The organism is Pseudomonas peli (assembly GCF_900099645.1).
GTDB classification, from domain to species: Bacteria; Pseudomonadota; Gammaproteobacteria; order Pseudomonadales; family Pseudomonadaceae; genus Aquipseudomonas; species Aquipseudomonas peli.
This window is the reverse complement of record NZ_FMTL01000001.1, coordinates 405,456-426,073: the sequence shown is the minus strand read 5'-3', so window position 1 is coordinate 426,073 and position 20,618 is coordinate 405,456. Positions and strand designations below refer to the sequence as shown.

19 protein-coding genes and 1 pseudogene are annotated in these 20,618 nt (G+C 59.8%); 10 read left to right on the top strand and 10 right to left on the bottom strand.

Annotation, left to right across the window (positions count from 1 at the left end; translation table 11 throughout):
* Positions 1 to 69: 69 nt before the first annotated feature.
* Positions 70 to 1,080 (top strand): RNA polymerase sigma factor RpoS, encoded by a 1,011-nt coding sequence (rpoS, locus tag BLO50_RS02140; RefSeq protein WP_090248349.1) that lies wholly within the window; start codon positions 70 to 72, stop codon positions 1,078 to 1,080.
* Between the two features lie 568 nt (positions 1,081 to 1,648).
* Here rpoS and fdxA read toward each other — a convergent pair.
* Complete coding sequence (gene fdxA, locus BLO50_RS02135) at positions 1,649 to 1,972, bottom strand: ferredoxin FdxA (protein WP_090248347.1); 324 nt, start codon at positions 1,970 to 1,972, stop codon at positions 1,649 to 1,651.
* A gap of 138 nt (positions 1,973 to 2,110) precedes the next feature.
* Positions 2,111 to 4,684 carry a DNA mismatch repair protein MutS gene (gene mutS, locus BLO50_RS02130; RefSeq protein ID WP_090248345.1) on the bottom strand — a complete coding sequence of 858 codons (2,574 nt, stop codon included), beginning with the start codon at positions 4,682 to 4,684 and terminating at the stop codon, positions 2,111 to 2,113.
* A 78-nt stretch (positions 4,685 to 4,762) separates the two neighbouring features.
* Here mutS and BLO50_RS02125 point away from each other — a divergent pair, with 78 nt between their 5' ends.
* The 3 genes from BLO50_RS02125 to recX all read left to right on the top strand — a co-directional run bounded on the left by BLO50_RS02125 (position 4,763) and on the right by recX (position 6,885).
* The gene (locus BLO50_RS02125) at positions 4,763 to 5,275 is read left to right on the top strand and encodes a CinA family protein (RefSeq protein ID WP_090251125.1); all 513 of its coding nucleotides are present in this window, start codon (positions 4,763 to 4,765) and stop codon (positions 5,273 to 5,275) included.
* A 90-nt stretch (positions 5,276 to 5,365) separates the two neighbouring features.
* Entirely contained in the window at positions 5,366 to 6,409 is a 1,044-nt protein-coding gene (recA, locus tag BLO50_RS02120; RefSeq protein ID WP_090248343.1) for a recombinase RecA, read from the top strand.
* A gap of 11 nt (positions 6,410 to 6,420) precedes the next feature.
* A complete protein-coding gene (gene recX, locus BLO50_RS02115) occupies positions 6,421 to 6,885 on the top strand; it encodes a recombination regulator RecX (RefSeq protein ID WP_090248341.1) in 465 nt (154 codons plus the stop codon).
* 198 nt (positions 6,886 to 7,083) lie between these two features.
* Here the strand turns inward: recX and BLO50_RS02110 are convergent, their stop codons facing one another.
* Together BLO50_RS02110 and BLO50_RS02105 are read right to left on the bottom strand one after the other, a co-directional pair.
* Positions 7,084 to 8,163 carry an LOG family protein gene (locus BLO50_RS02110; RefSeq protein WP_090248340.1) on the bottom strand — a complete coding sequence of 360 codons (1,080 nt, stop codon included), beginning with the start codon at positions 8,161 to 8,163 and terminating at the stop codon, positions 7,084 to 7,086.
* Between the two features lie 132 nt (positions 8,164 to 8,295).
* Positions 8,296 to 9,699 carry an MBL fold metallo-hydrolase RNA specificity domain-containing protein gene (locus tag BLO50_RS02105; protein WP_090248338.1) on the bottom strand — a complete coding sequence of 468 codons (1,404 nt, stop codon included), beginning with the start codon at positions 9,697 to 9,699 and terminating at the stop codon, positions 8,296 to 8,298.
* A 129-nt stretch (positions 9,700 to 9,828) separates the two neighbouring features.
* On the opposite strand from BLO50_RS02105, the gene BLO50_RS02100 reads away from it, so the two are divergent.
* Positions 9,829 to 12,231: a phosphoketolase family protein gene (locus BLO50_RS02100; RefSeq protein ID WP_090248337.1), complete on the top strand. Its 2,403-nt coding sequence runs from the start codon at positions 9,829 to 9,831 to the stop codon at positions 12,229 to 12,231.
* A 36-nt stretch (positions 12,232 to 12,267) separates the two neighbouring features.
* A complete protein-coding gene (locus tag BLO50_RS02095; RefSeq protein WP_090248335.1) occupies positions 12,268 to 12,468 on the top strand; it encodes a hypothetical protein in 201 nt (66 codons plus the stop codon).
* 3 nt (positions 12,469 to 12,471) lie between these two features.
* Here the strand turns inward: BLO50_RS02095 and BLO50_RS02090 are convergent, their stop codons facing one another.
* Complete coding sequence (locus tag BLO50_RS02090; RefSeq protein ID WP_090248333.1) at positions 12,472 to 12,870, bottom strand: quorum-sensing-regulated virulence factor family protein; 399 nt, start codon at positions 12,868 to 12,870, stop codon at positions 12,472 to 12,474.
* Between the two features lie 218 nt (positions 12,871 to 13,088).
* On the opposite strand from BLO50_RS02090, the gene BLO50_RS02085 reads away from it, so the two are divergent.
* Positions 13,089 to 13,799, top strand: a complete 711-nt coding sequence (locus tag BLO50_RS02085; RefSeq protein WP_090248332.1) for a tRNA-uridine aminocarboxypropyltransferase — start codon at positions 13,089 to 13,091, stop codon at positions 13,797 to 13,799.
* Positions 13,800 to 13,802: 3 nt separating this feature from the next.
* On the opposite strand, the gene BLO50_RS02080 is transcribed toward BLO50_RS02085, so the two are convergent.
* Positions 13,803 to 14,690, bottom strand: a complete 888-nt coding sequence (locus BLO50_RS02080; protein ID WP_090248331.1) for a DMT family transporter — start codon at positions 14,688 to 14,690, stop codon at positions 13,803 to 13,805.
* Positions 14,691 to 14,887: 197 nt separating this feature from the next.
* On the opposite strand from BLO50_RS02080, the gene erdR reads away from it, so the two are divergent.
* Together erdR and BLO50_RS02070 are read left to right on the top strand one after the other, a co-directional pair.
* Positions 14,888 to 15,547 (top strand): response regulator transcription factor ErdR, encoded by a 660-nt coding sequence (gene erdR, locus BLO50_RS02075; protein WP_090248329.1) that lies wholly within the window; start codon positions 14,888 to 14,890, stop codon positions 15,545 to 15,547.
* Positions 15,548 to 15,614: 67 nt separating this feature from the next.
* Positions 15,615 to 15,980 carry a diacylglycerol kinase gene (locus tag BLO50_RS02070; protein ID WP_090248327.1) on the top strand — a complete coding sequence of 122 codons (366 nt, stop codon included), beginning with the start codon at positions 15,615 to 15,617 and terminating at the stop codon, positions 15,978 to 15,980.
* An 8-nt stretch (positions 15,981 to 15,988) separates the two neighbouring features.
* Here BLO50_RS02070 and BLO50_RS02065 read toward each other — a convergent pair whose 3' ends face one another.
* Entirely contained in the window at positions 15,989 to 16,915 is a 927-nt protein-coding gene (locus BLO50_RS02065; RefSeq protein WP_090248326.1) for a LysR family transcriptional regulator, read from the bottom strand.
* Positions 16,916 to 17,036: 121 nt separating this feature from the next.
* Between BLO50_RS02065 and fpr the strand changes: the two genes are divergently transcribed.
* Positions 17,037 to 17,816, top strand: coding sequence for a ferredoxin-NADP reductase (fpr, locus tag BLO50_RS02060; RefSeq protein ID WP_090248324.1), 780 nt, complete (start codon positions 17,037 to 17,039; stop codon positions 17,814 to 17,816).
* Between the two features lie 47 nt (positions 17,817 to 17,863).
* Here fpr and BLO50_RS02055 read toward each other — a convergent pair whose 3' ends face one another.
* From BLO50_RS02055 to tsaA, 3 genes and pseudogenes are all read right to left on the bottom strand, one after another.
* Entirely contained in the window at positions 17,864 to 19,198 is a 1,335-nt protein-coding gene (locus BLO50_RS02055; protein WP_090248323.1) for a GGDEF domain-containing protein, read from the bottom strand.
* 195 nt (positions 19,199 to 19,393) lie between these two features.
* Positions 19,394 to 19,806: pseudogene (locus BLO50_RS02050) on the bottom strand (VOC family protein).
* A 93-nt stretch (positions 19,807 to 19,899) separates the two neighbouring features.
* Complete coding sequence (gene tsaA, locus BLO50_RS02045) at positions 19,900 to 20,595, bottom strand: tRNA (N6-threonylcarbamoyladenosine(37)-N6)-methyltransferase TrmO (protein ID WP_090251123.1); 696 nt, start codon at positions 20,593 to 20,595, stop codon at positions 19,900 to 19,902.
* Positions 20,596 to 20,618: the final 23 nt, after the last annotated feature.

Sequence of the window (20,618 nt, the reverse complement as noted above, 5' to 3'; positions counted from 1 at the left end):
AGGCTTTGGTGTAACCAGGGATTTGGTCGCGCTAGGGCTTGCTGTCGAACTCAGCAAGGAATAACAAAAATGGCTCTCAATAAAAAAGAAGCGCCGGAGTTTGACGTCGATGATGAAGTGCTCCTGATGGAGCCTGCTATTGTCCTTGACGATGATTCAGACGAAGAAGCGCAACCGCCACTTTCCCGCAGCAAAGCAAAAGCTTCCACCGCTAGCAGCAAGCAGCATAAGTACATCGATTACACCCGCGCGCTTGACGCCACTCAGCTGTACCTCAACGAAATCGGCTTTTCCCCTCTCCTGACCCCTGAAGAAGAAGTGTTCTTCGCGCGCTTGGCGCAGAAGGGCGACCCTGCCGGCCGCAAGCGCATGATTGAAAGCAACTTGCGTTTGGTCGTGAAAATCGCTCGCCGTTACGTCAATCGGGGCTTGTCCCTGCTGGATCTGATTGAAGAGGGCAACCTAGGCCTGATCCGCGCGGTGGAGAAATTCGACCCCGAGCGTGGTTTCCGTTTCTCGACTTATGCCACCTGGTGGATCCGCCAGACCATCGAACGGGCGATCATGAATCAGACCCGTACCATTCGTTTACCTATTCATGTGGTCAAAGAGCTCAACGTCTACCTACGTGCTGCTCGCGAATTGACCCAGAAGCTCGATCACGAGCCTTCGGCAGAAGAAATTGCCAACCTGCTGGAAAAACCGGTGGGTGAAGTTAAACGCATGCTAGGCCTGAATGAGCGTGTGTCCTCGGTGGACGTTTCACTGGGCCAGGATTCGGATAAAACCCTGCTCGATACCCTGACCGATGATCGTCCGACCGATCCCTGCGAGTTGCTGCAGGATGATGATCTGTCACAGAGCATCGATCAGTGGCTGTCCGAACTGACTGACAAGCAGCGTGAGGTGGTGATTCGCCGCTTCGGCCTACGCGGCCATGAAAGCTGCACCCTGGAAGAGGTTGGCCAGGAAATCGGCCTGACCCGTGAGCGCGTTCGGCAGATTCAGGTCGAAGCACTCAAGCGTCTGCGGGAAATTCTGGAGAAGAACGGCCTGTCGAGCGACTCACTGTTCCAGTGAGCTTGATGAGTTAACACTCGACCCGGCCTTGGCCGGGTTTTTTGTGCCTGTGTTCCATGGCAGCCACTTTCTAGTGAGCGTCATGGGTGTCGCCAGAAGCTATTCCTGGCGAGTTTTGTGAGTGCTTGTGTAAGTCATTGCTTACAGGGTGCGTAAGCAATTGGTGTGCAAGGCGGCCGGCTAAGTGCTCTGTGTTATTTTAAGTTATTGTTTTTAAACAATATTTATTTTTATTGGTGAAGGTTAAAGACCATTTGGATGGAGTTTTAAGCGCTTGTTAGGAAGGCGGAAATCGCTAGTATTACACCTGTGCTCAGGGATAAGCACAGGTTGTCAGGAAGACAATCAGGACATCGCAAGACGCGATTCATCAGGATGATGAGCTGGGAAATACAGGGACTAGGGACAAAAGAGTGGGCGGCGTGAGCCGCCCCTTTTTTTTGTCCGCGTTTTGTGTACCCATCATTTGCAGATCACTCTGCCGGTCTTGCTTCAGGCAATTTCGGGCCTGCAGAAAAGTAAAAACCCGCGCAAGGCGGGTTTTTTGTGCAGATAGCGGAGCTAAGTGCTAGCGCTCCAGATACTGCAGCTTGTCCTTCACGCCATCCCACTCTTCAGCGTCCGGCAGGGACTCTTTCTTCTCGGTGATATTTGGCCAGACTTCGGCCAGATCAGCATTCAGTTCGATGTATTCCTGCTGATCTTCCGGCACCTCATCTTCGGAGAAGATGGCCTGTGCAGGGCATTCAGGCTCGCAGAGTGCGCAGTCGATGCACTCGTCCGGGTGGATCACCAGGAAGTTCGGGCCTTCGTAGAAGCAGTCCACCGGGCAGACTTCCACGCAGTCGGTGTATTTGCATTTCACGCAGTTGTCGGTAACAACGAAGGTCATTTCTGATTCTCTCCTCGGGCGCCAGCCTGCACCGTTCTATGCGGGCTTTAGCAGGCTGGGGTTAGTGGCCACGGCTCAGGCTTTAAGTCGGGCAATGGTAAAAATGCGCGCGATTCTAACAGTTCACGCGGGTAAACGTTAGAAGCGTGTCTTCCATGTATATAACAGTTCCAGCGCTTTGCGCGGAGTCAGATCATCCGGATTGATCTTGCGTAATTCCTCCTGCAGTGGGTGCGGCAGGCTGGCGAACATGTCGCTCTGCATCGGTGCGGCCGTCTGCCCAGGCTGTACCGGCGGTAGCTCATGGGGCAGGCTGGTGGTTTCCAGGCGCGCTAGGTGCTCACGGGCGCGCAGGATCACTTCATTGGGTACGCCCGCCAGTTGCGCCACGGCCAGGCCATAGCTCTGGCTGGCTGGGCCAGGCAGCACGTGATGGAGGAACACGATGCGTTCATTGTGCTCGGTGGCGTTGAGGTGCACGTTGGCCACCAGCGGCTGGCTTTCCGGCAGCACGGTCAATTCGAAGTAATGGGTGGCGAACAGGGTGTAGGCGCGTAGTTTGGCCAGCTGCTCGGCAGCGGCCCAGGCCAGCGACAGGCCGTCGAAGGTGCTGGTGCCGCGGCCCACCTCGTCCATCAACACCAGGCTGCGTTCGCTGGCGTTGTGCAGGATATTGGCGGTCTCGCTCATCTCCACCATAAAGGTCGAGCGGCCACCGGCAAGGTCATCGCTTGAGCCGATGCGGGTAAAGATGCGATCCACCAGTGACAGCTCGCAGCTTTTCGCCGGCACGAAGCTGCCGATATGCGCCAGCAGCACGATCAACGCGGTCTGGCGCATATAGGTGGATTTACCACCCATGTTCGGCCCGGTGATGATCAGCATGCGCGTTTCATCGTCCAGGCTCAGGTCGTTGGCCACAAACGGCGTGGTCAGCACCTGCTCGACCACCGGGTGACGGCCCTGGTCGATGCGCATGCACGGCTCATCGACAAAACGTGGACGGTTGAGATCGAGATTCAGCGCGCGTTCGGCCAGGTTGCTCAATACGTCCAGCTCGGCCAGTGCTGCTGCGCTGTCCTGTAGCGGGCCGAGGTGGCTGATCAGGCGTTCGAGCAGCTCGTCATAGAGCATCTTCTCGCGGGCCAGGGCGCGGCTTTTGGCCGACAGCGCCTTGTCTTCGAACTCCTTCAGCTCGGGCGTGATAAAGCGCTCGGCACCTTTCAGGGTCTGCCGGCGGATATAGTCGGCTGGAGCCGATTCGGCCTGCTTGCTCGGAAGCTCGATAAAGTAGCCGTGCACGCGGTTGTAGCCGACCTTGAGGTTGGCCAGGCCGGTGCGGGCTTTCTCGCGAGTTTCCAGGTCCATCAGGTACTGGCCGGCGTTCTCGCTAAGCGATTGCAGCTCATCCAGTTCTGCGTCGTAACCGGTCTTGAGCACACCGCCATCGCGGATCACCGCTGGCGGGTTATCGATAATCGCCCGGGCCAGCAGTTCGGCCAGCTCCGGGTAGGTGCTGACTACGCCTGCCAGCTCGCTCAGGTGCGGCGCTTCCAGATTGGTCATGGCCATCTGTAGCGTGGGCAGCGCTGCGAGGGCGTCGCGCAGGCGCGCCAGATCGCGCGGGCGGGCATTACGCAGACCGATCCGCGCCAGGATGCGCTCCAGATCGCCGATTTCTTTCAGCTGCGGCTGCAGGGTCTCGAAGCGGTAGCGCTCCAGCAGGCAGGCAATCGATTCCTGGCGTGCTTCCAGTACAGCGCGATCACGCAGCGGGCGGTTTAGCCAGCGGCTGAGCAAGCGGCTGCCCATGGCGGTCTGGCAGCGGTCGACCACCGATTGCAGGGTGTTTTCGCGACCACCGGCCAGGTTGATGTCCAGTTCCAGGTTACGGCGGCTGGCACCGTCGAGAATCACCGTATCGTCCAGGCGTTCGTGACGCAGGCTGCGCAGGTGCGGCAGGGCGGTGCGCTGGGTTTCTTTGGCGTAAGCCAGCAGACAACCAGCAGAGCCGATGGCCAGGGTCAGGTTTTCGCAGCCGAAGCCCTTCAGGTCCTGAGTGGCGAATTGCTGACAGAGGCTTTTGTGTGCAGTGTCGCGTTCGAAGTCCCAAGGGGCGCGGCGGCGCACGCCACGGCGTTTTTCCGCAGGCAAGCCTTGCGGCCAATCATCGGGAATCAGCAATTCAACCGGATTCAGGCGCTCCAGTTCGGCCAGCAGGTTTTCCCAGCCCTTTATCTCCAGCACGCTGAAGCGGCCGCTGGTGATATCCAGCACGGCCAGGCCGAACAGGCGCTCGTCACCCAGTACCGCTGCCAACAGGTTGTCGCGGCGCTCATCGAGCAGCGCCTCGTCGCTGACGGTGCCGGGGGTGATGATGCGCACCACCTGGCGTTCCACCGGGCCTTTGCTGGTGGCCGGGTCGCCAATTTGTTCGCAGATCACCACCGATTCGCCAAGCTTGACCAGCTTGGCCAGGTAGCCCTCCAGCGAGTGGTAGGGAATCCCGCACATGGGAATGGCCTGGCCGGCGGACTGGCCGCGCGCAGTCAGGGTGATATCCAGCAGCTTGGCGGCCTTTTTCGCGTCCTCGTAGAAGATCTCGTAGAAGTCGCCCATGCGGTAAAACATCAGCTGTTCCGGGTGCTGATTTTTCAGCTTCCAGTACTGCTGCATCATCGGCGTGTGAGAACTGAGGTCGCTTTGGCTCATCGTTTTAACTGTCCGGCTGAATCGCAAAAGCGCCTAGTGTACGGTATCGGCCTGGCTGGCTTTAACCCCGGAGTGCAGATGACTGCTAATGAATATGCTCTGACCCAACTGGCTGCCGAGCTGGGCGTACAGCTGATTGCCACCAAGGCCCAGGTGACAACCGCCGAATCCTGCACTGGCGGCGGCATCGCCGAGGCGATTACCCGGGTTCCCGGTAGTTCGGCCTGGTTTGAAGCCGGTTACGTAACTTACTCCAACAGGCAGAAGACTAAGCAGCTGAGCGTTCCTGAGGCGCTGTTCGCCACTGTTGGCGCTGTGAGTCAGGAGGTGGTCGAGGCCATGGTGCGGGGTGCGCAGGCCAATAGTGGAGCGCGCTTTGCGGTGGCAGTCAGTGGTGTCGCGGGGCCGGATGGCGGTTCGCCGGAGAAACCGGTGGGCACGGTCTGGCTGGCCTGGGGCGATGGTGAGCAGCTATTCAGTGTGCGCCGGCAGTTTGCCGGGGACCGCAGCGAAGTTCGCCGACAAACGGTTGAGGCCGCGCTGGCCGGGCTGTTGCGCCTGCTTGCGCAAGAAAATCCAAACGCGGGGTAGGCGGGCGACTTGCCCTGTGGAATAATACTGTCTACTTATACAGTTGTTGGTGGCCGCTAGCTGGCCCTTCTTGATTACGTGAGGACTTAAATGGACGAGAATAAGAAGCGCGCCTTGGCGGCAGCCCTGGGCCAAATTGAAAAACAATTCGGCAAAGGTGCAGTGATGCGCATGGGCGATCATGATCGTCAGGCGATTCCGGCCATCTCCACCGGCTCGCTGGGTCTGGATATCGCGCTGGGCATTGGCGGTCTGCCGAAAGGCCGTATCGTCGAAATCTACGGCCCTGAGTCTTCCGGTAAAACCACCCTGACCTTGTCGGTTATCGCCGAAGCACAGAAGCTCGGTGCCACCTGCGCTTTCGTCGATGCTGAGCATGCACTCGATCCTGAGTACGCTGGCAAGCTGGGCGTCAACGTTGATGACCTGCTGGTTTCGCAGCCGGATACCGGCGAGCAGGCTCTGGAAATCACCGACATGCTGGTGCGCTCCAACGCCATCGACGTGATCGTGATCGACTCCGTGGCAGCCCTGGTGCCGAAGGCGGAAATCGAAGGCGAAATGGGCGATATGCACGTGGGCCTGCAGGCCCGTCTGATGAGCCAGGCGCTGCGCAAGATCACCGGCAACATCAAGAACGCCAACTGTCTGGTGATCTTTATCAACCAGATCCGCATGAAGATCGGCGTGATGTTCGGCAGCCCGGAAACCACCACCGGTGGTAACGCCCTGAAGTTCTACGCCTCGGTTCGTCTGGACATCCGCCGTACCGGCGCGGTGAAGGAAGGCGACGAAGTGGTGGGTAGCGAAACCCGCGTCAAAGTGGTGAAGAACAAGGTCGCGCCGCCGTTCCGTCAGGCCGAGTTCCAGATTCTTTACGGCAAGGGCATCTACCGCAACGGCGAGATCATCGACCTCGGCGTGCAGCTCGGTCTGCTGGAAAAATCCGGCGCCTGGTACAGCTACCAAGGTAACAAGATCGGTCAGGGCAAGGCCAATTCGGCCAAATATCTTGAAGACAACCCGGAAGTGGCACGCACCATTGAAGGTTTGATCCGTGAGAAGTTGCTGGTGGTCAGTCCGACGGTCAAGGCCAACTCCACGGCTGATGACCTGGCTGACGCCGACGCCTGATTTGCCCGTCTATGTCCATTGCTCTGGATAACCCCGTCGCGGTGCGGCGGGCTGCCATGGATCTGCTGGCGCGGCGCGAACATGGTCGGGTCGAGTTGACCCGCAAGTTGCGCAGTCGTGGAGCGGCGGATGAGTTGATCGAAGCCGCTCTCGATCGCCTGGCAGAAGAAGGTCTGTTGTCTGAGGCGCGTTATCTGGAGGCCTTTGTCAGTTACCGTGCGCGTTCCGGCTACGGGCCGTTGCGCATTCGTGAAGAGCTGACCCAGCGTGGCTTGGCCCGCAGTGATGTCGAACAAGCCTTGCGCGACAGTGGTATCGACTGGCGTGAACATCTGAAGGAAACCTGGCAACGCAAGTTTGCCGGTGAGCTACCCCGTGATGCTCGTGAGCGTGCCCAGCAAGGCCGCTTTCTTAGCTATCGAGGTTATCCGCCTGAGCTGATTGGGCGGCTGCTACGCGGTGCACTGGACGACTAAGCCGCAGCTGGCTGTTGTTCGGGCTGCTTGTATCAGTACTTCCGTTTTACCCATTACTTACTTTCACACGCCGATGATGCTGCAGTACTGGAAGCCAATGCTTTCCGTACTGAAATGCGTGTGGATGATCTTTTCTCGTTAGCCAGCTGAGTCGAGATTGTCGATAACCCGCAAGCAGGCTATCGGCTGGGCGGCAGCTCAGGCGTTTTCCGTCCAGTTCTGCGGCTGATTGACCAGGTCGAGGAGTTCGCGCAAACGGCCGTGGTTGCGCCCGTTAAAGGCAAAGGCCAGGCGCGTCATATGGCACAGTTCCGGTTCGTCCTGCTCGGAGTCGCAGCGCGCTTGCTGCTGGAAGTCGCCGTGCATGCACAGGTCGTGGAACTCATCGTTCAGCTGCTGTATGGCCACTTCGCTCAACGCGTGGTTGAGGCGGATCACATAGCGTTCCTTGAGCCAGCGGCTGGAGTGATAGTTGCGGTAGAACTGGGCGATTTCCTCGGCTGCTTCTTCGGCGCTGTGCACCAGGCGCATCAGGCGCATATCGCTGGGCAGGATATAGCCGTTGTCCTGCAGTTGTTCCTGCAAAAACGTCAGGGCGCTGGTCCAGAAGGTGCCGCCAGGTTGGTCGAGCAGCACCACGGGTACTAGTGGGCTTTTCCCGGTCTGGATCAGGGTCAGCACTTCCAGTGCTTCGTCCAGGGTGCCGAAACCACCGGGGCAGAGCACTAGGCCGTCGGCCTCCTTGACGAAGAACAGTTTGCGCAGAAAGAAGAAGTGGAACGACAACAGGTTGTTGCTGCCTTGCACAGTGGCATTGGCGCCTTGTTCGAAGGGCAGGGTGATATTGAAGCCCAGGCTGTTTTCCAGCCCGGCACCTTCATGGGCGGCCGCCATAATGCCGCCACCGGCGCCGGTAATGACCATCAGGTTGTGCTTGGCCAGGGTAGCGCCCAGGTCCCGGGCCAGACGGTAAACCGGGTGGCTGGACGGGGTGCGCGCCGAGCCGAAGACGGTCACTTTGCGCCGCCGTTTGAACTGTTCCAGTGTGCTGAAGGCATGCTCCATTTCGCGTAGGGTCTGCAGCATGATCTTGGCATCCCAGCGGTTGCGATCAGCCTGCGCCATGCGCACAACCGTGCCGAGCATGGCCTGGTAGAGCTTGGTGTTGGGGCTGTCGGGCGGTGCGGCGAGGATGCCCAGTTCTTCCACTCGGGTGGTCAGGTCGACGCCACTGGTCTGAAAATGCCGGGACAGAAAATCGTCCGATTCATCGGGCATACAACTTCTCCTTCTGGTTGCCGGCCGAGCAGCCTCTTGCTGCGTCGGCCTTGTCCTGAGTATGGCTGCTGGCTGAGGGATTGTGCGACGCATGCCCATGTGTGACAACCGACAGCCCATGCCAGGACTGCATCAGAGGGCGATTTGCTCGCCTGGTTCAGGGATGTTGGCGATCCAGTTCAGACGCTCGCGCAAGGCCAGTTGCAGGGCCTGCATCTTCTCCAGCTCGCCATGCACCAGGTACAGCTCGGGGTGGTGCTCGAAGTGGCTGACCCAGTCGAGCAGCTGTGATTGCCCGGCATGCGCGGAGAAGCCGCCGAGGGTATGCACCTTGGCTTTTACCGCGATGCGCTGATGGAGGATTTTCACGTTCTGCGCACCATCGACAATGCTGCGTCCCAGCGTACCCTTGGCCTGGAAACCGGGAAAGATCAGGTGGCAATTCTCGCGCCAGAGGTTGTGCTTGAAGTGATGGACAATGCGCCCGCCGGTGCACATACCGCTGCCGGCGATGATGATTGCGCCGCTCTGTATCCGGTTGATCGCCATCGATTCTTCCGGGCTCGGCGTGCAGCGCAGGATCGGTAGCCAGTCTTCGATGCGTTTGCTGCCGCGGGCCTGAAAGGCGGCGCGGTCTTCGGCGGCAAACTGGTCCTGAAAACGCGAGTAGATGGCGTTGGCGCGGATTGCCATGGGGCTGTCGAGAAACACCGCCTGCTGCGGCAGTCGCCCTTCGTGGTAGAAGCGCCCAAGGTAGTAGATCAGGTCCTGGGTACGACCGACGGCGAAGGAGGGGATCAGGACGTTGCCGTCATCGCGATGGGCCTGCTGCAGAATCTCCGCCAGTTCTTCCAGGGTGTCCTCGCTGCAGCGGTGATCGCGATCGCCGTAGGTCGATTCCAGCAGCACCACATCGGCTTTGTTTAGCGTGCTGGAGTCTTGCATCAAGGGTGAACAGGTATTGCCCAGGTCGCCGGAGAACACCAAGCGGCGGGTCAGGTGATGGTCCTGCACTTCGAGTTCGACAATCGCCGAGCCGAGGATATGCCCGGCATCGTGAAAGGTGACCTGCACACCCTTGGCCACTTCGCGGCTTTCGCCATAAATCATTGGCCGGCGTTGGCTCAGCGCCTGTTCGGCGTCGGCGGTGGTGTAGAGCGGGCTGATTGGCGCCTTGCCCATCCGCGCGCGCCATTTGTTTTCCCACTCCGCGTCTTTCTCCTGAAGAAAGGCTGCGTCGAGCAGCATCAACTCCATCAGCTCACAGGTCGCATCAGTGGCGAAGATCGGTCCGCGATAGCCGGCTGCCGTGAGTTTCGGCAGCAGGCCGGTGTGGTCGATGTGCGCATGAGAAATCACCACGGCGTCTAGGCTGTGCGGGTCAAAGGCAAACGGCGCGCGGTTGCCGTCTTCCTCTTCGCGGCGGCCCTGACGCATGCCGCAGTCGAGTAATACCCGTGCCCCGTCGCGGCTTTCGATCAGGTAGCAGGAACCGGTGACTTGTTGAATTGCGCCGAGGAAGTTGAGCAGGGCCATGGCTAATCCTTGAACAAGTTGAATGGGTGGCGCTTAAGGCTGTCCCATCAGGTAACCGGGGGTTTTGATACAGGTCAGCATCTGCCTGTATCCCGCGCTCTAAGCTGATTAAAACTATCGGAGCCGCATATGATCCAGCTATTTCCCAGCGCCAGCGAGTTGGCCGAGCATGCCCGTCTTGAGCCAACCTTCGCCGCCTGGCAGCGCGGTTATGGTCCTTTGCAGCACAGTCCGCAGACCTTTGCCGCGGTCTACCGCATGGCCCACCAGTTGGTGCAGGCCGGTGTGCAGGCGGATCTGCCGAGCGTCTACCGCCACTTTCACGCGCTGGATCGGCTGACGGCCGCAGGGCTTTGGCTGGTGGTGCATATGACCTATGCCCAGCGCGTGCGCCTCGATGGCGAGGCGTTGGCTGCAGAGGACTTCAAGGTGTCGCCCGAAGGGCATACCGGAGGTGCGCTGAATATGGTGCCGGCCTATGCCGGTTACCTGGCGTTGAATAACCTGACCGGGGAAACCCGTGGCTGGCTGATGGGCCAGGGCCACTGTGTGGCAGCCATCGAGGCGCTCAACCTGCTAACGGCCAATCAGCACCCGGAACAGGCCGAGCGTTACCCCTGTGACGAGGCCGGGATGAGCCAGTTGGTGGCGGACTTCTACAGCTATGCGCAGAACGCCGCCGGCCAGGTCAGCGCGCCGCTGGGCAGCCACGTCAATCCGCATACGGCAGGTGGTATTGCCGAAGGCGGCTATCTGGGCTTTGCCGAGCTGCAATATGCTCATCTGCCGTTACCCGGCGAGAAGCTGGTGGCCTTCCTCTCCGATGGTGCGGCCGAAGAGCAACGCGGTAGTGACTGGATGCCACGCTGGTGGCGCGCCGAGGACTGCGGCGTGGCGTTGCCGCTGATGATTGCCAATGGTCGGCGCATCGAGCAACGCACCGAGCTGGCGACGCCCGCCGGGCTGGATAACTTCCGTGAGCACCTGCGTCATTGCGGCTTTGATCCCGTGAGTTTCGATGGCCGCGACCCGGCGGCTTTTGTCTGCGCGTTGTGGGACATGGAGCAGCGTATGGGGCACCGCGTGCAGGAGTTGCACGATGGTGTGTTGAACTATCCGCTGCCGATTCCCTATGGCATTGCCGAAACGCTCAAGGGCTTCGGCTTCTATGGCGCTGGCAGCAATGCGGCGCACAACCTGCCGTTGCCGGCCAACCCGCACACCGATGGGGTGTCCCGCGAGCTGTTCAATCAGCATGCGACGCAGCTTTGGGTCGCGCCGGAAGAGCTGAGCGCCGCCTGCGCACTGTTTGCGGATCGAGGCTCCCGCCCGCTGGAGCGCGATAACCCGCTGGCGCTGCGTCATCCAGCGCTGCCAAAACTGCCTGAGTTGCAGTATCAGGACGGCGCCTGCTCGCCGATGCTGGCCCTGGATCGTTTCTTTGTCGATCTGGTGCAGGCCAATCCGCAGTTGCGTCCGCGTGTTGGTAACCCCGATGAGCTGGCCAGCAATCGTCTGGGTGGCGTCCTCAAGGCGCTCAAGCACCGGGTGACCGCGCCGGAGAGCGAACAGGAAGCGCTGGATGGCGCCATCATCACTGCGCTCAATGAAGAAGCCGTGGTGTCTGCCTGCCTGGCCAACCAGGGTGGTCTGAATCTGGTGGCGAGCTATGAGGCGTTCTGCGTGAAGATGCTTGGCGCAGTACGTCAGCGGATCATTTTTGCCCGTCAGCAGAAAGAGGCCGGCCGGCCGGCAGGCTGGCTTGGCTGGCCGCTGGTGGCTACATCGCACACCTGGGAGAACGGCAAGAATCAGCAATCGCACCAGGACACCACCTTCTGTGAGGCGTTGCTCGGTGAGATGAGCGATATGGTGCGGGTGATCTTTCCAGCCGATCACAATTCGGTATTGGCGCTGCTGCCAGACATCTATCAGGCGCGTGGTCAGATCGCCTGCATGGTGATAGCCAAACGTGAGCGGCCTTGTGTATTCACTCGCGAACAGGCCGAGCAGCTGGCGCAGGATGGCGCTGTTGTGCTGGCTGAGAAGCAAGGCGAGCAGCCATTGCTGCTGATCGCCACCGGCAGTTATCAGTTGGCGGAAATGCAGCGCGCGGCCGTTCGTCTGAGCGCGGCCGGGTGCGCCTGGCGTCTGGTTTACTTGCAAGAGCCGGGGCGTTTTCGTGCTGCTCGCGATACCTGGGAACAGGCGGTGATTGTCGATGCCGAGCGGGTAGAGCGGTTATTCCCGGCTGCCAGCATAAAGCGTGTGCTGCTCACCCATATGCGCCCGGAAGTTGCCCGTGGGCATCTGTGGCCGCTGCTGGGTGAGGCTCGACACAGTCGGGTGCTGGGCTACCGTAATCGAGGTGGCACCCTGGATGAAGCCGGTATGTTGTTCGCCAACCAGGCGAGCTGGGCGCATGTGCTGGAGGCCGCTGCCGCGTTGCTGGAAAAACCGCTTGGCGATTTGCTCAGTGCCGAGGAGCAAGCTGCCGTGCAAGGGCGGGGAGAACCACACTGTCTGCGTTAGTGCAGGCCAGTGGGTGTGGGAAAAGGAGGGGCAGGTATGCCTAAATTGACTTTGGATCTTGATGCCGATTTGTACCGCTTGTTACAGCAGGCAGCACAGCAGAACCAGATAAGCCTGGAAGAAGAGTGTTTGCATCGTCTTGAGGGCGGCGTCAGGCGTTCGCGCTATATGCATGCCTTGTTAGCCGATCTGCGCGCCGATGATGAGCAGCGGCGCGCGGAGCAAACGGATAGCTGAGGATTAAAGACCGCAGTCGGCTTTGCTGAAACGCTCGGTGGTCACTGGGCGGTTGCTTTTGTATTCGCTGAATTCATAACGCAGCGCCGCGCCGCGGGCCAATAACTGGCGATACCCGGTGTTGCGGCACACGCTGTTAGCCAGTTGTGCGCGAACCACATCCGGGTTGCCACGCATTTGTGCCGCATGCTCGCTGCGTACGCTGAGGTGGTTGACCAGCTCACTGCCATCAACGGTATAACCTTGATCAAGAATGTCTTCATTGATTGCTCGTGGCGTGCCTACGCTGCTCTCGCGCGCGACTTTTTCCAGGGTTTTGCTCAGCTCAAAGTCTTTCAGGGTAGCGGCATGGGCAAACAGGGGCAGACTCACTGCCAGGGTCAGGCTGATCAAACGCAGCATGGGGTTCTCCAAAGTCGATTCGCACCTTCTGACCGGCGTTGCCGGGCAGAGGTTCAGTGGCGCCTATCTTACTCGTCTGCCGACACTTACGCAGTTACCACGGTAGGTCACGTAAGACGCACGGTTGAATACGCCTGAGCGGGCTTTGATAGACTGCCGCGCTTGCTGACCCCAGGATGACTTATGCCGTTTCTTCTTATCTGTCAGGTGTACGCCTGATGAGCCACGCCGTCTCGCGTTTACGCGCTGCGCGGATTGCCCGCAGTGCTAAACCTTTTTTGGCCCGTGGTAGCCGCTCAGTGCGTTGTGACGAGTGCCGTTTGGTTATGACCCATTGCCTGTGTGCCTGGCGTCCGCGCATTGCCGCTACGTCAGCGGTATGTCTGTTGATGCACGATGTCGAGGCGCTCAAACCGAGCAATACCGGCTGGCTGATTGCCGATGTGCTGGCTGATACGTCGGCATTCGGCTGGTCACGTGTCGAGGTTGATGCCGAGTTGCCGGCGTTGCTGAACGATCCGCAGTGGCAGCCTTATCTGGTGTTTCCGGGTGAATACGTGGCCGCCGAACGGGTGGTCAGCGAAGTTCAACCCGCGCCCGGTAAGCGGCCTTTGTTTGTGCTGCTGGATGCCACTTGGAGCGAGGCGCGCAAGATGTTTCGCAAAAGCCCCTACCTCGATAGCCTACCCGTACTCAGCCTGCAGGCTGAGCAGCTGTCACGCTACAAGCTGCGACGCTCCAAGCGCGATGACCATTTCTGCACGGCCGAGGTCGCGGCACTGTGCCTGGAGTTGGCAGGCGACCAGCGCGCGGCGGATGGTTTGAATGCTTACCTGGATGTTTTTAGTCAGCACTACCTGGCTGCCAAGGCACCGCGTGCGGTGCCATTGGATGATCCGTTGCACGAACGCCTGCGCGCGTTTCTCTAGCGGCTAGTGGGCCAGCTTCTTGGGCCACAACTGCGCCAACAGCATGCCGGCAAACATCAGTGCGCAGCCGAAGTAGCCACGCAGTTCCAGTGATTCACCGAGTAGCCAGGCCCCGGCGATGGCGGCAAATACCGCTTCCAGTGAGAGGATAATGGCCGCATGCGAGGCGATGGCGTCTTTCTGCGCCACCACCTGTAAAGTAAAACCGATGGCTACGCCGAAGATGCCGCCGTAGAGAATCGCCGGTCCCGCGGCGATGATCGCGTCCAGCTGAATTTCCTCGAAGATTACTGCCAGCACCAGGCTGATTACCGCGCAGGTGATGAACTGCACCAGCGCCAGGCGCAGCGGGTCATGGCGCCCGGCAAAGAAGCCCACCAGCAGTACATGCACACCCCACACGAACGCCCCGGCCAGTTGCAGCCAATCGCCGGAGGCCACGGTAAAGCCCTCGCCGACGCTGAGCAGGAACATGCCGACCACTGCCAGGCAGGCGCCCAACCAGATACCCAGGCCGGTTTTATGGCCAATAAACAGCCCTAGCAGCGGCACGATGATCACGTACAACCCAGTGATGAAACCGGAGTTGGTCACGCTGGTAAACAGCAGGCCAACCTGCTGCAGGTTGATCCCCAAAGCTAGGGCCAAGCCCATCAGCACGCCGCCACGCAGCAGCTGGCGGTTCAGTGGTGCGACTGTCGCGCTGTTGCTGCGACCTTCCAGCAGGCGTAGTACTGGCAGCAGAATCAGTGCTGCCAAGCCAAAACGCAGGCCGCTGTAGAGAAACGGGCCTACGGAGTCCATGCCCAGGCGCTGAGCTACAAACGCCGAGCCCCAGATCATGGCAGTCAGCAGCATTAACAGGTCGGCGCGCAGGGCGTGGCTTCGCATTTCAGGCTCTCGTCGGCAAAGCTGCGAACTGTGCCGCAAAGCGTCGTGCTTGACCACCCCGTCAGTGCTGGGCATGCTTGGTCGCTTTTCTGCGTTTTCAGGCTTGGTTGCGCCGCAACCCTGTGGCCTGGCGCATTGTTCACCGTGCCCTGGACAGTACCCTGGCGGGTACCCACATAACAAAAACAGGATTTACCATGGCCGCTTTTGAAATCCTCATTGCCGACGATCACCCCCTGTTTCGCAGTGCCTTGCAACAAGCGTTAACCCTGGGGTTGGGGCCCGATGTACGGCTGGTCGAAGCCGCCAGCATTGCCGAGTTGGAAGCCTGCCTGGCACAGAAGACCGACTGGGACCTGGTTCTGCTTGATCTCAATATGCCCGGCGCTTATGGCTTCTCAGGCTTGGTGTTGCTCCGAGGGCAGTACCCGCATATTCCGGTGGTGATGATCTCCGCTCAGGAAGAGCCGTCCATAGTCGCGCGCTCGCGGGAGTTCGGCGCCAGTGGCTTTATCCCCAAATCCAGCCCGCTGGAGACGATCCAGCAGGCAGTACGTCTGGTGTTGGATGGCGAGGTCTGGTGGCCACAGCAGACTCAGGAAGCGATTGCCTTGTCGGCTGAAGCCAAAGCCGCCAGTGCAGGGCTGGCCAGCCTGACGCCGCAGCAGTTCCGGGTGCTGACCATGGTCTGTGATGGCTTGCTGAATAAGCAGATCGCCTATGAACTCAACGTGTCTGAGGCCACGGTGAAGGCCCATGTGACGGCGATCTTCCGTAAACTGGGAGTGCGTACTCGGACTCAAGCGGCCTTGCTGCTGCAACAGCTGGAGTCGATTCCTTCACAAACGGACGGTTAAGCGTCCGTTAATCTTTGCCTGGCAGGCTTGCCGCGCTGTTTTCCTCCTCTCGTTGTGATGACCCTCAATGTCTCCATTCAAAGGCCAGACCGGCCTTAAACGTGTACTCAATGCCACTGGTTACTCGCTGGCCGGCCTGCGCGCCGCTTTTACCGGTGAAGCCGCGTTTCGCCAGCTGTTGTTGATCAACCTGATACTTGTGCCTTTGGCGTTCTACCTGGATGTCAGCCGCGTTGAACGCGCCTTGATGGTCGCGGTGTGTCTGCTGGCGCTGATCATCGAACTGCTTAACTCGGCAGTGGAGGCGGCCATCGACCGTATATCCCTGGAGCTGCACCCGCTGTCGAAGAATGCCAAGGACATGGGCAGTGCCGCGCAGTTCACCGCCCTCAGCCTGATTGCCTTGGTGTGGGCGATTATCCTGCTCGGTTAATCCGCCTTTCAGGCAATAGTCGGCAGGACGATCTGGTCGCTGCGCGTCACGCCGGCGGTCAGGGCGCGGCACAGCTCGATGAACTCACGCATGGCGGCGGTCTGGTACTTCTGTTTGTGCCAGATAAAGTAGAACTGTCGGCGTAGATCCAGCTCGGGGGTTTCCACCGCCACCAGGCTGCCGCGGCGAAAGGCATCGCGCAGTGCCAGGCGGGAAATGCAGCCAATCCCTAGGCCTGATTCCACCGCACGTTTGATCGCCTCGGTGTGTTCCAGCTCAAGGCGAATATTCAGGCTGCTGGGGTGATGGCGCATGGCTTGGTCAAAGGTCAGGCGCGTACCGGAGCCTTGTTCACGCAGAATCCACGCCTCGCGCGTTAGCTCGTCGAGGCTCGCTTCACCGCGCTGCGCCAGCGCATGTTGCGGCGCGCAGAACACCACCAGCTCATCTTCAACCCAGGGCTGCACCTCGATATCCGGGTGCTGGCAGTCACCTTCGATCATGCCCATATCTAGTTCGTAGTGGGCAATCTGTTGCACCACATAGGCGGTGTTGTGTACCTGCAGCTTGACCCGGCACTCCGGGTGGCGCTGCATAAAACTGCCGATCAGCAGGGTGGCCAGGTAGTTGCCGACGGTGAGCGTGGCGCCAACATTCAGCGAGCCGTAGCCGCTCTTGCCGCCCAGCAGGCGTTCGATTTCTTTGGCCTGATCGAGGAATGCGACTGCTTGTGGCAGCAGTTGCAGGCCCAGTGCGTTGAGGCCCAGGCGCTTACCGGCGCGGTCGAACAGCTGGCAGTCGGACTGACGCTCCAGTTCGCTGAGCGAAGTACTGGTGGCTGATTGCGACAGGGCCAGGGAATCGGCCGCGCGCGACACGCTTTCATGCTGAGCCACGGCGACGAAGACTTGCAATTGTCTGAGGGTAAATCGCATATCTATATAACCGATAACCTATATCTTGATAATCAAGTTAACAGATATTCTGCCGCTCATTATAATGCCGTGCAATTGCGCACAGGCGCGCAGGCGACATTACCTTTGCGGAGCTCCGAACATGAGCAATCTTAACGCCGAGCGCATTCTTAGCGTTCACCATTGGAACGACACGCTGTTCAGCTTCAAGTGCACCCGTGATCCGGGTCTGCGTTTCGAGAATGGTCAGTTCGTGATGATCGGCTTGCAGCAGGAAACCGGCCGTCCGCTGATGCGCGCCTATTCGATTGCCAGCCCGAACTGGGAAGAGCATCTGGAGTTCTTCAGTATCAAGGTGCCGGATGGCCCGCTGACCTCGCAGTTGCAGCACCTCAAGGAAGGCGATGAGATCATCATCAGCAAGAAACCCACCGGGACCCTGGTACTGGATGACCTCAAGCCGGGCAAGCACCTGTACCTGCTCAGCACGGGCACTGGCTTGGCACCGTTTATGAGTGTTATTCAGGACCCGGAAACCTATGAGCGTTTCGAGAAGGTGATTCTGGTTCACGGCGTGCGCTATGTGAATGAAGTGGCCTACCGTGAATTCATCACCGAGCACCTGCCGAAGAATGAGTTCTTCGGTGATGCGCTGAAGGACAAGCTGATCTACTACCCGACGGTGACCCGTGAACCGTTCGAGAACCAGGGACGTCTGACCGACCTGATGCGCAGTGGCAAGCTGTTCCAAGACATTGGCCTGCCGCCGATCAATCCTCAGGACGACCGCGCGATGATCTGCGGCAGCCCGAGCATGCTGGATGAAACCAGCGAAGTGCTCAACGAGTTCGGCCTGACCGTTTCGCCACGTATGCGTGAGCCGGGTGATTACCTGATTGAGCGTGCCTTCGTCGAGAAGTAAGCCTGCCGTTATCAAAAGCCCGCTCATGGCGGGCTTTTTTATGCGCGCTATTCCAGCGCTAAGGCGCTGTGCGCACGGTTGCCGCCTTTCTGCTTGGCTTGGTACATGGCGTTGTCGGCATGTTGCAGCAGTTGCTGCTCGTCTTGGGCGTGCTGGGGGTACAGGGCGATGCCGATGCTGGGCAGGACGGTCTGGCTCTGGCCACACACCTCAAAGGGTTGATTGAGGCTCTGGCGGATTTTCTCGGCTACCACGCTGGCGTGATCGGTCGAGTGAAAGTCTTCTAACAGCACGACGAACTCGTCCCCGGCAAAGCGTGCCACCGTATCGGACTCGCGCAGGCACAGCTGGATACGTTGAGCGACGCCTTGCAGCAGTTGATCGCCTGCAGCATGACCGAAGCTGTCGTTGACCTGCTTGAACTTGTCCAGGTCGAGGAACAGCAGCGCGACCTGCGACTGCTCGCGACGTGCGCGGGCCAAGGCCGTGTGAAGGCGGTCGCGCAGGAGTTCGCGATTGGGCAGTCGGGTGAGCTGGTCGTACTGCGCCATAAACTGCAGCCGGCTGAGCATTTGCTGGCGCTCAATGGCCGCAGCCACTTGGGTCGAGACGAATTGCAGTAATTCCTGATCACGTTCGCTGTAGCGGGTGGAGGCGCTGCTTTGCACCAGCAGTGCGCCGATGATGCCTCTGTGTGAGTGCAGCGGTACGCCCAGCCAGCTGTGTGGCGATTCAGGTTGCGGCTGGCTGGCATTGGGCAACAGCAAAGTGTTGCCGCTGCGAATGACCTGGGCACTCAACGTGACGGCATTCAGCGGCGAATCAGTCAGCGGACTGGGAAGGGGTTCGGCAGGGTAGGGGAAGCTCAATTCGTCATTTTGTTCGTCATACAGGGCGACGGAAAAGCTCAGGGTTGGCAACAGTTCGCCAATAATCTGATGCACCTGCTGAAAGAGGCCAAGCAGGTCCTTGGCCGAATGAGCAGCTTCGGAAATGCCATACAGCGCGGTCTGCAGGGCTTCGCTGCGCTTACGCTCGGTGATGTCGTGGGCCACGGCGATGCGCACCTGATCATCTTCCGACCAGCGTGCAGACCAGAGGATATGCACGCTACTGCCATCCTTGCGCAGGTAACGGTTTTCAAACTGTGGTTTATGCACCCCGGCCATTACTTCCTTCGCCGCCAGCAGGGTTTTGGCGCGGTCTTCGGGGTGGACCATTTCGATCATCACCTGGCCGATCATTTCTTCTGCGCTGTAGCCGAAAATGCGCTGGCAGGCCGCACTGACAAAAACAAAGCGGCCGCGTTTGTCGACCACGCAGATGGCGTCGAGCAGCAGATCGACAAGGTTTTCGGTCGGCGCGTAGGTGCTGGCTTTCATGCGTTCACAGTGTGTCGATGTGTGATGACGGTTTATCGGGCCGCTTACTGGCGCTTTGGCAGCATGCCCCTTGCACTCACCATACCCGCAAGGCGTTGAACAGTGCACGTCTGTTTGTCGCCTGCTGGGCTTTGCCGATCACTGCTGACGGGTGTCTACTCAGTGTAGAACGCCGTTTCGACGGCGTATTCCCTGCTATTGTGCCTGGCTGAAGCGCTGCCCGGAGACCGCCGGATGGTAGATCGGCTGCACCTTGTTACCGGCGGGGTCGAGCAAGTGGAAGCTGTGCGCGCCGTCGCCATGGGCGAAAGGGCGGTCAAGCAGGGTCACGCCATGTGCCTTGAAGTAGGCGTACCAGGCGTGCAGCTCATCGATGCTGTCGACGATAAGCCGTAGTGATCCACTGCCTGCTCGCCGCTGCTGGGCACAGAAGCGCGACCCAGGGACAGGTTGTCATTACCACAGGTCAGGTAGACCAGGTCTGGATTGGCGCGGTGCAGCACCTGCATGCCGAGAATATCCACGTAGAAGCGTTCGCAGGCCTCCAGGTTGGGGACCAGCAGGGCGATATGGCGCAAGCCATTAAGGCGACCGGGGCGTTCGAGCATGGTGAGCATCCTTTTTTGTATACATTTATTTAGTAAATATAGGACAAAATAGCTGCTTGGCCTATCTGCGCGAACGGGGTGAGGTGAACTAGATCAGCCGGCAGGCACGACTTCCAGCACGCAGATGCTGCCAGGCTGCGGGTAGTGCCAGTGCACATCGACATCCCAGAAGCACGCGCCATAACGGCGCTCTGGGCTGGGCTGCTGGTAGGCCGGGCGCGGGTCCTGGGCCAGGCATTGTTCGATCAACTCGACCAGCGGTTCATTCAGGCGCTGCCCATGTTCGTTTGCCTGGATCAGTGCACTGTCCTGCCAGCCGACGTCGATCAGTGCCGGCGCGCTGTTCGCGATGCGGTTGTAGGCTCCGGCGATGCTGTCGGCATAGGGCACGTAGGGTTTGATATCCAGCACCGGGGTGCCGTCGAGCAGGTCGATGCCGGACAGCCACAGTTTGCCGGCTTCGACCTTGTCCAGTTTGACCACCGACTGGCCGATGCCATTGGGCCGGTGGGTGGCGCGGGTGCTGAATACGCCGACCGATTGATTGCCGCCCAGGCGCGGCGGGCGCACCTTGAGCCGCGGCTTGTCTTCCAGCGACTGGTGAAACAGAAACAGCAGCCAGACATGGCTGACCTGCTCCAATCCCTGCACTGCATCGCCGTTATCGAAGGGCGTGACCAGCTCCAGCACGCCACGGGCAGCCGGGGCCAATTGCGGCTGACGGGGAATGGCGAACTTCTCCTTGAAGCAGGAGCGGACAAAACCGATGGGGGAAACGGAGTAGGGCATGGCGGTGTGATCGAGTGAAAACG

Excerpts from the sequence above, each read along its gene's own strand:
- rpoS (WP_090248349.1), top strand. The coding sequence starts at position 70 with ATGGCTCTCAATAAAAAAGAAGCGCCGGAGTTTGACGTCGATGATGAA.
- fdxA (WP_090248347.1), bottom strand. The coding sequence starts at position 1,972 with ATGACCTTCGTTGTTACCGACAACTGCGTGAAATGCAAATACACCGAC.
- mutS (WP_090248345.1), bottom strand. The coding sequence starts at position 4,684 with ATGAGCCAAAGCGACCTCAGTTCTCACACGCCGATGATGCAGCAGTAC.
- BLO50_RS02125 (WP_090251125.1), top strand. The coding sequence starts at position 4,763 with ATGACTGCTAATGAATATGCTCTGACCCAACTGGCTGCCGAGCTGGGC.
- recA (WP_090248343.1), top strand. The coding sequence starts at position 5,366 with ATGGACGAGAATAAGAAGCGCGCCTTGGCGGCAGCCCTGGGCCAAATT.
- recX (WP_090248341.1), top strand. The coding sequence starts at position 6,421 with ATGTCCATTGCTCTGGATAACCCCGTCGCGGTGCGGCGGGCTGCCATG.
- BLO50_RS02110 (WP_090248340.1), bottom strand. The coding sequence starts at position 8,163 with ATGCCCGATGAATCGGACGATTTTCTGTCCCGGCATTTTCAGACCAGT.
- BLO50_RS02105 (WP_090248338.1), bottom strand. The coding sequence starts at position 9,699 with ATGGCCCTGCTCAACTTCCTCGGCGCAATTCAACAAGTCACCGGTTCC.
- BLO50_RS02100 (WP_090248337.1), top strand. The coding sequence starts at position 9,829 with ATGATCCAGCTATTTCCCAGCGCCAGCGAGTTGGCCGAGCATGCCCGT.
- BLO50_RS02095 (WP_090248335.1), top strand. The coding sequence starts at position 12,268 with ATGCCTAAATTGACTTTGGATCTTGATGCCGATTTGTACCGCTTGTTA.
- BLO50_RS02090 (WP_090248333.1), bottom strand. The coding sequence starts at position 12,870 with ATGCTGCGTTTGATCAGCCTGACCCTGGCAGTGAGTCTGCCCCTGTTT.
- BLO50_RS02085 (WP_090248332.1), top strand. The coding sequence starts at position 13,089 with ATGAGCCACGCCGTCTCGCGTTTACGCGCTGCGCGGATTGCCCGCAGT.
- BLO50_RS02080 (WP_090248331.1), bottom strand. The coding sequence starts at position 14,690 with ATGCGAAGCCACGCCCTGCGCGCCGACCTGTTAATGCTGCTGACTGCC.
- erdR (WP_090248329.1), top strand. The coding sequence starts at position 14,888 with ATGGCCGCTTTTGAAATCCTCATTGCCGACGATCACCCCCTGTTTCGC.
- BLO50_RS02070 (WP_090248327.1), top strand. The coding sequence starts at position 15,615 with ATGTCTCCATTCAAAGGCCAGACCGGCCTTAAACGTGTACTCAATGCC.
- BLO50_RS02065 (WP_090248326.1), bottom strand. The coding sequence starts at position 16,915 with ATGCGATTTACCCTCAGACAATTGCAAGTCTTCGTCGCCGTGGCTCAG.
- fpr (WP_090248324.1), top strand. The coding sequence starts at position 17,037 with ATGAGCAATCTTAACGCCGAGCGCATTCTTAGCGTTCACCATTGGAAC.
- BLO50_RS02055 (WP_090248323.1), bottom strand. The coding sequence starts at position 19,198 with ATGAAAGCCAGCACCTACGCGCCGACCGAAAACCTTGTCGATCTGCTG.
- tsaA (WP_090251123.1), bottom strand. The coding sequence starts at position 20,595 with ATGCCCTACTCCGTTTCCCCCATCGGTTTTGTCCGCTCCTGCTTCAAG.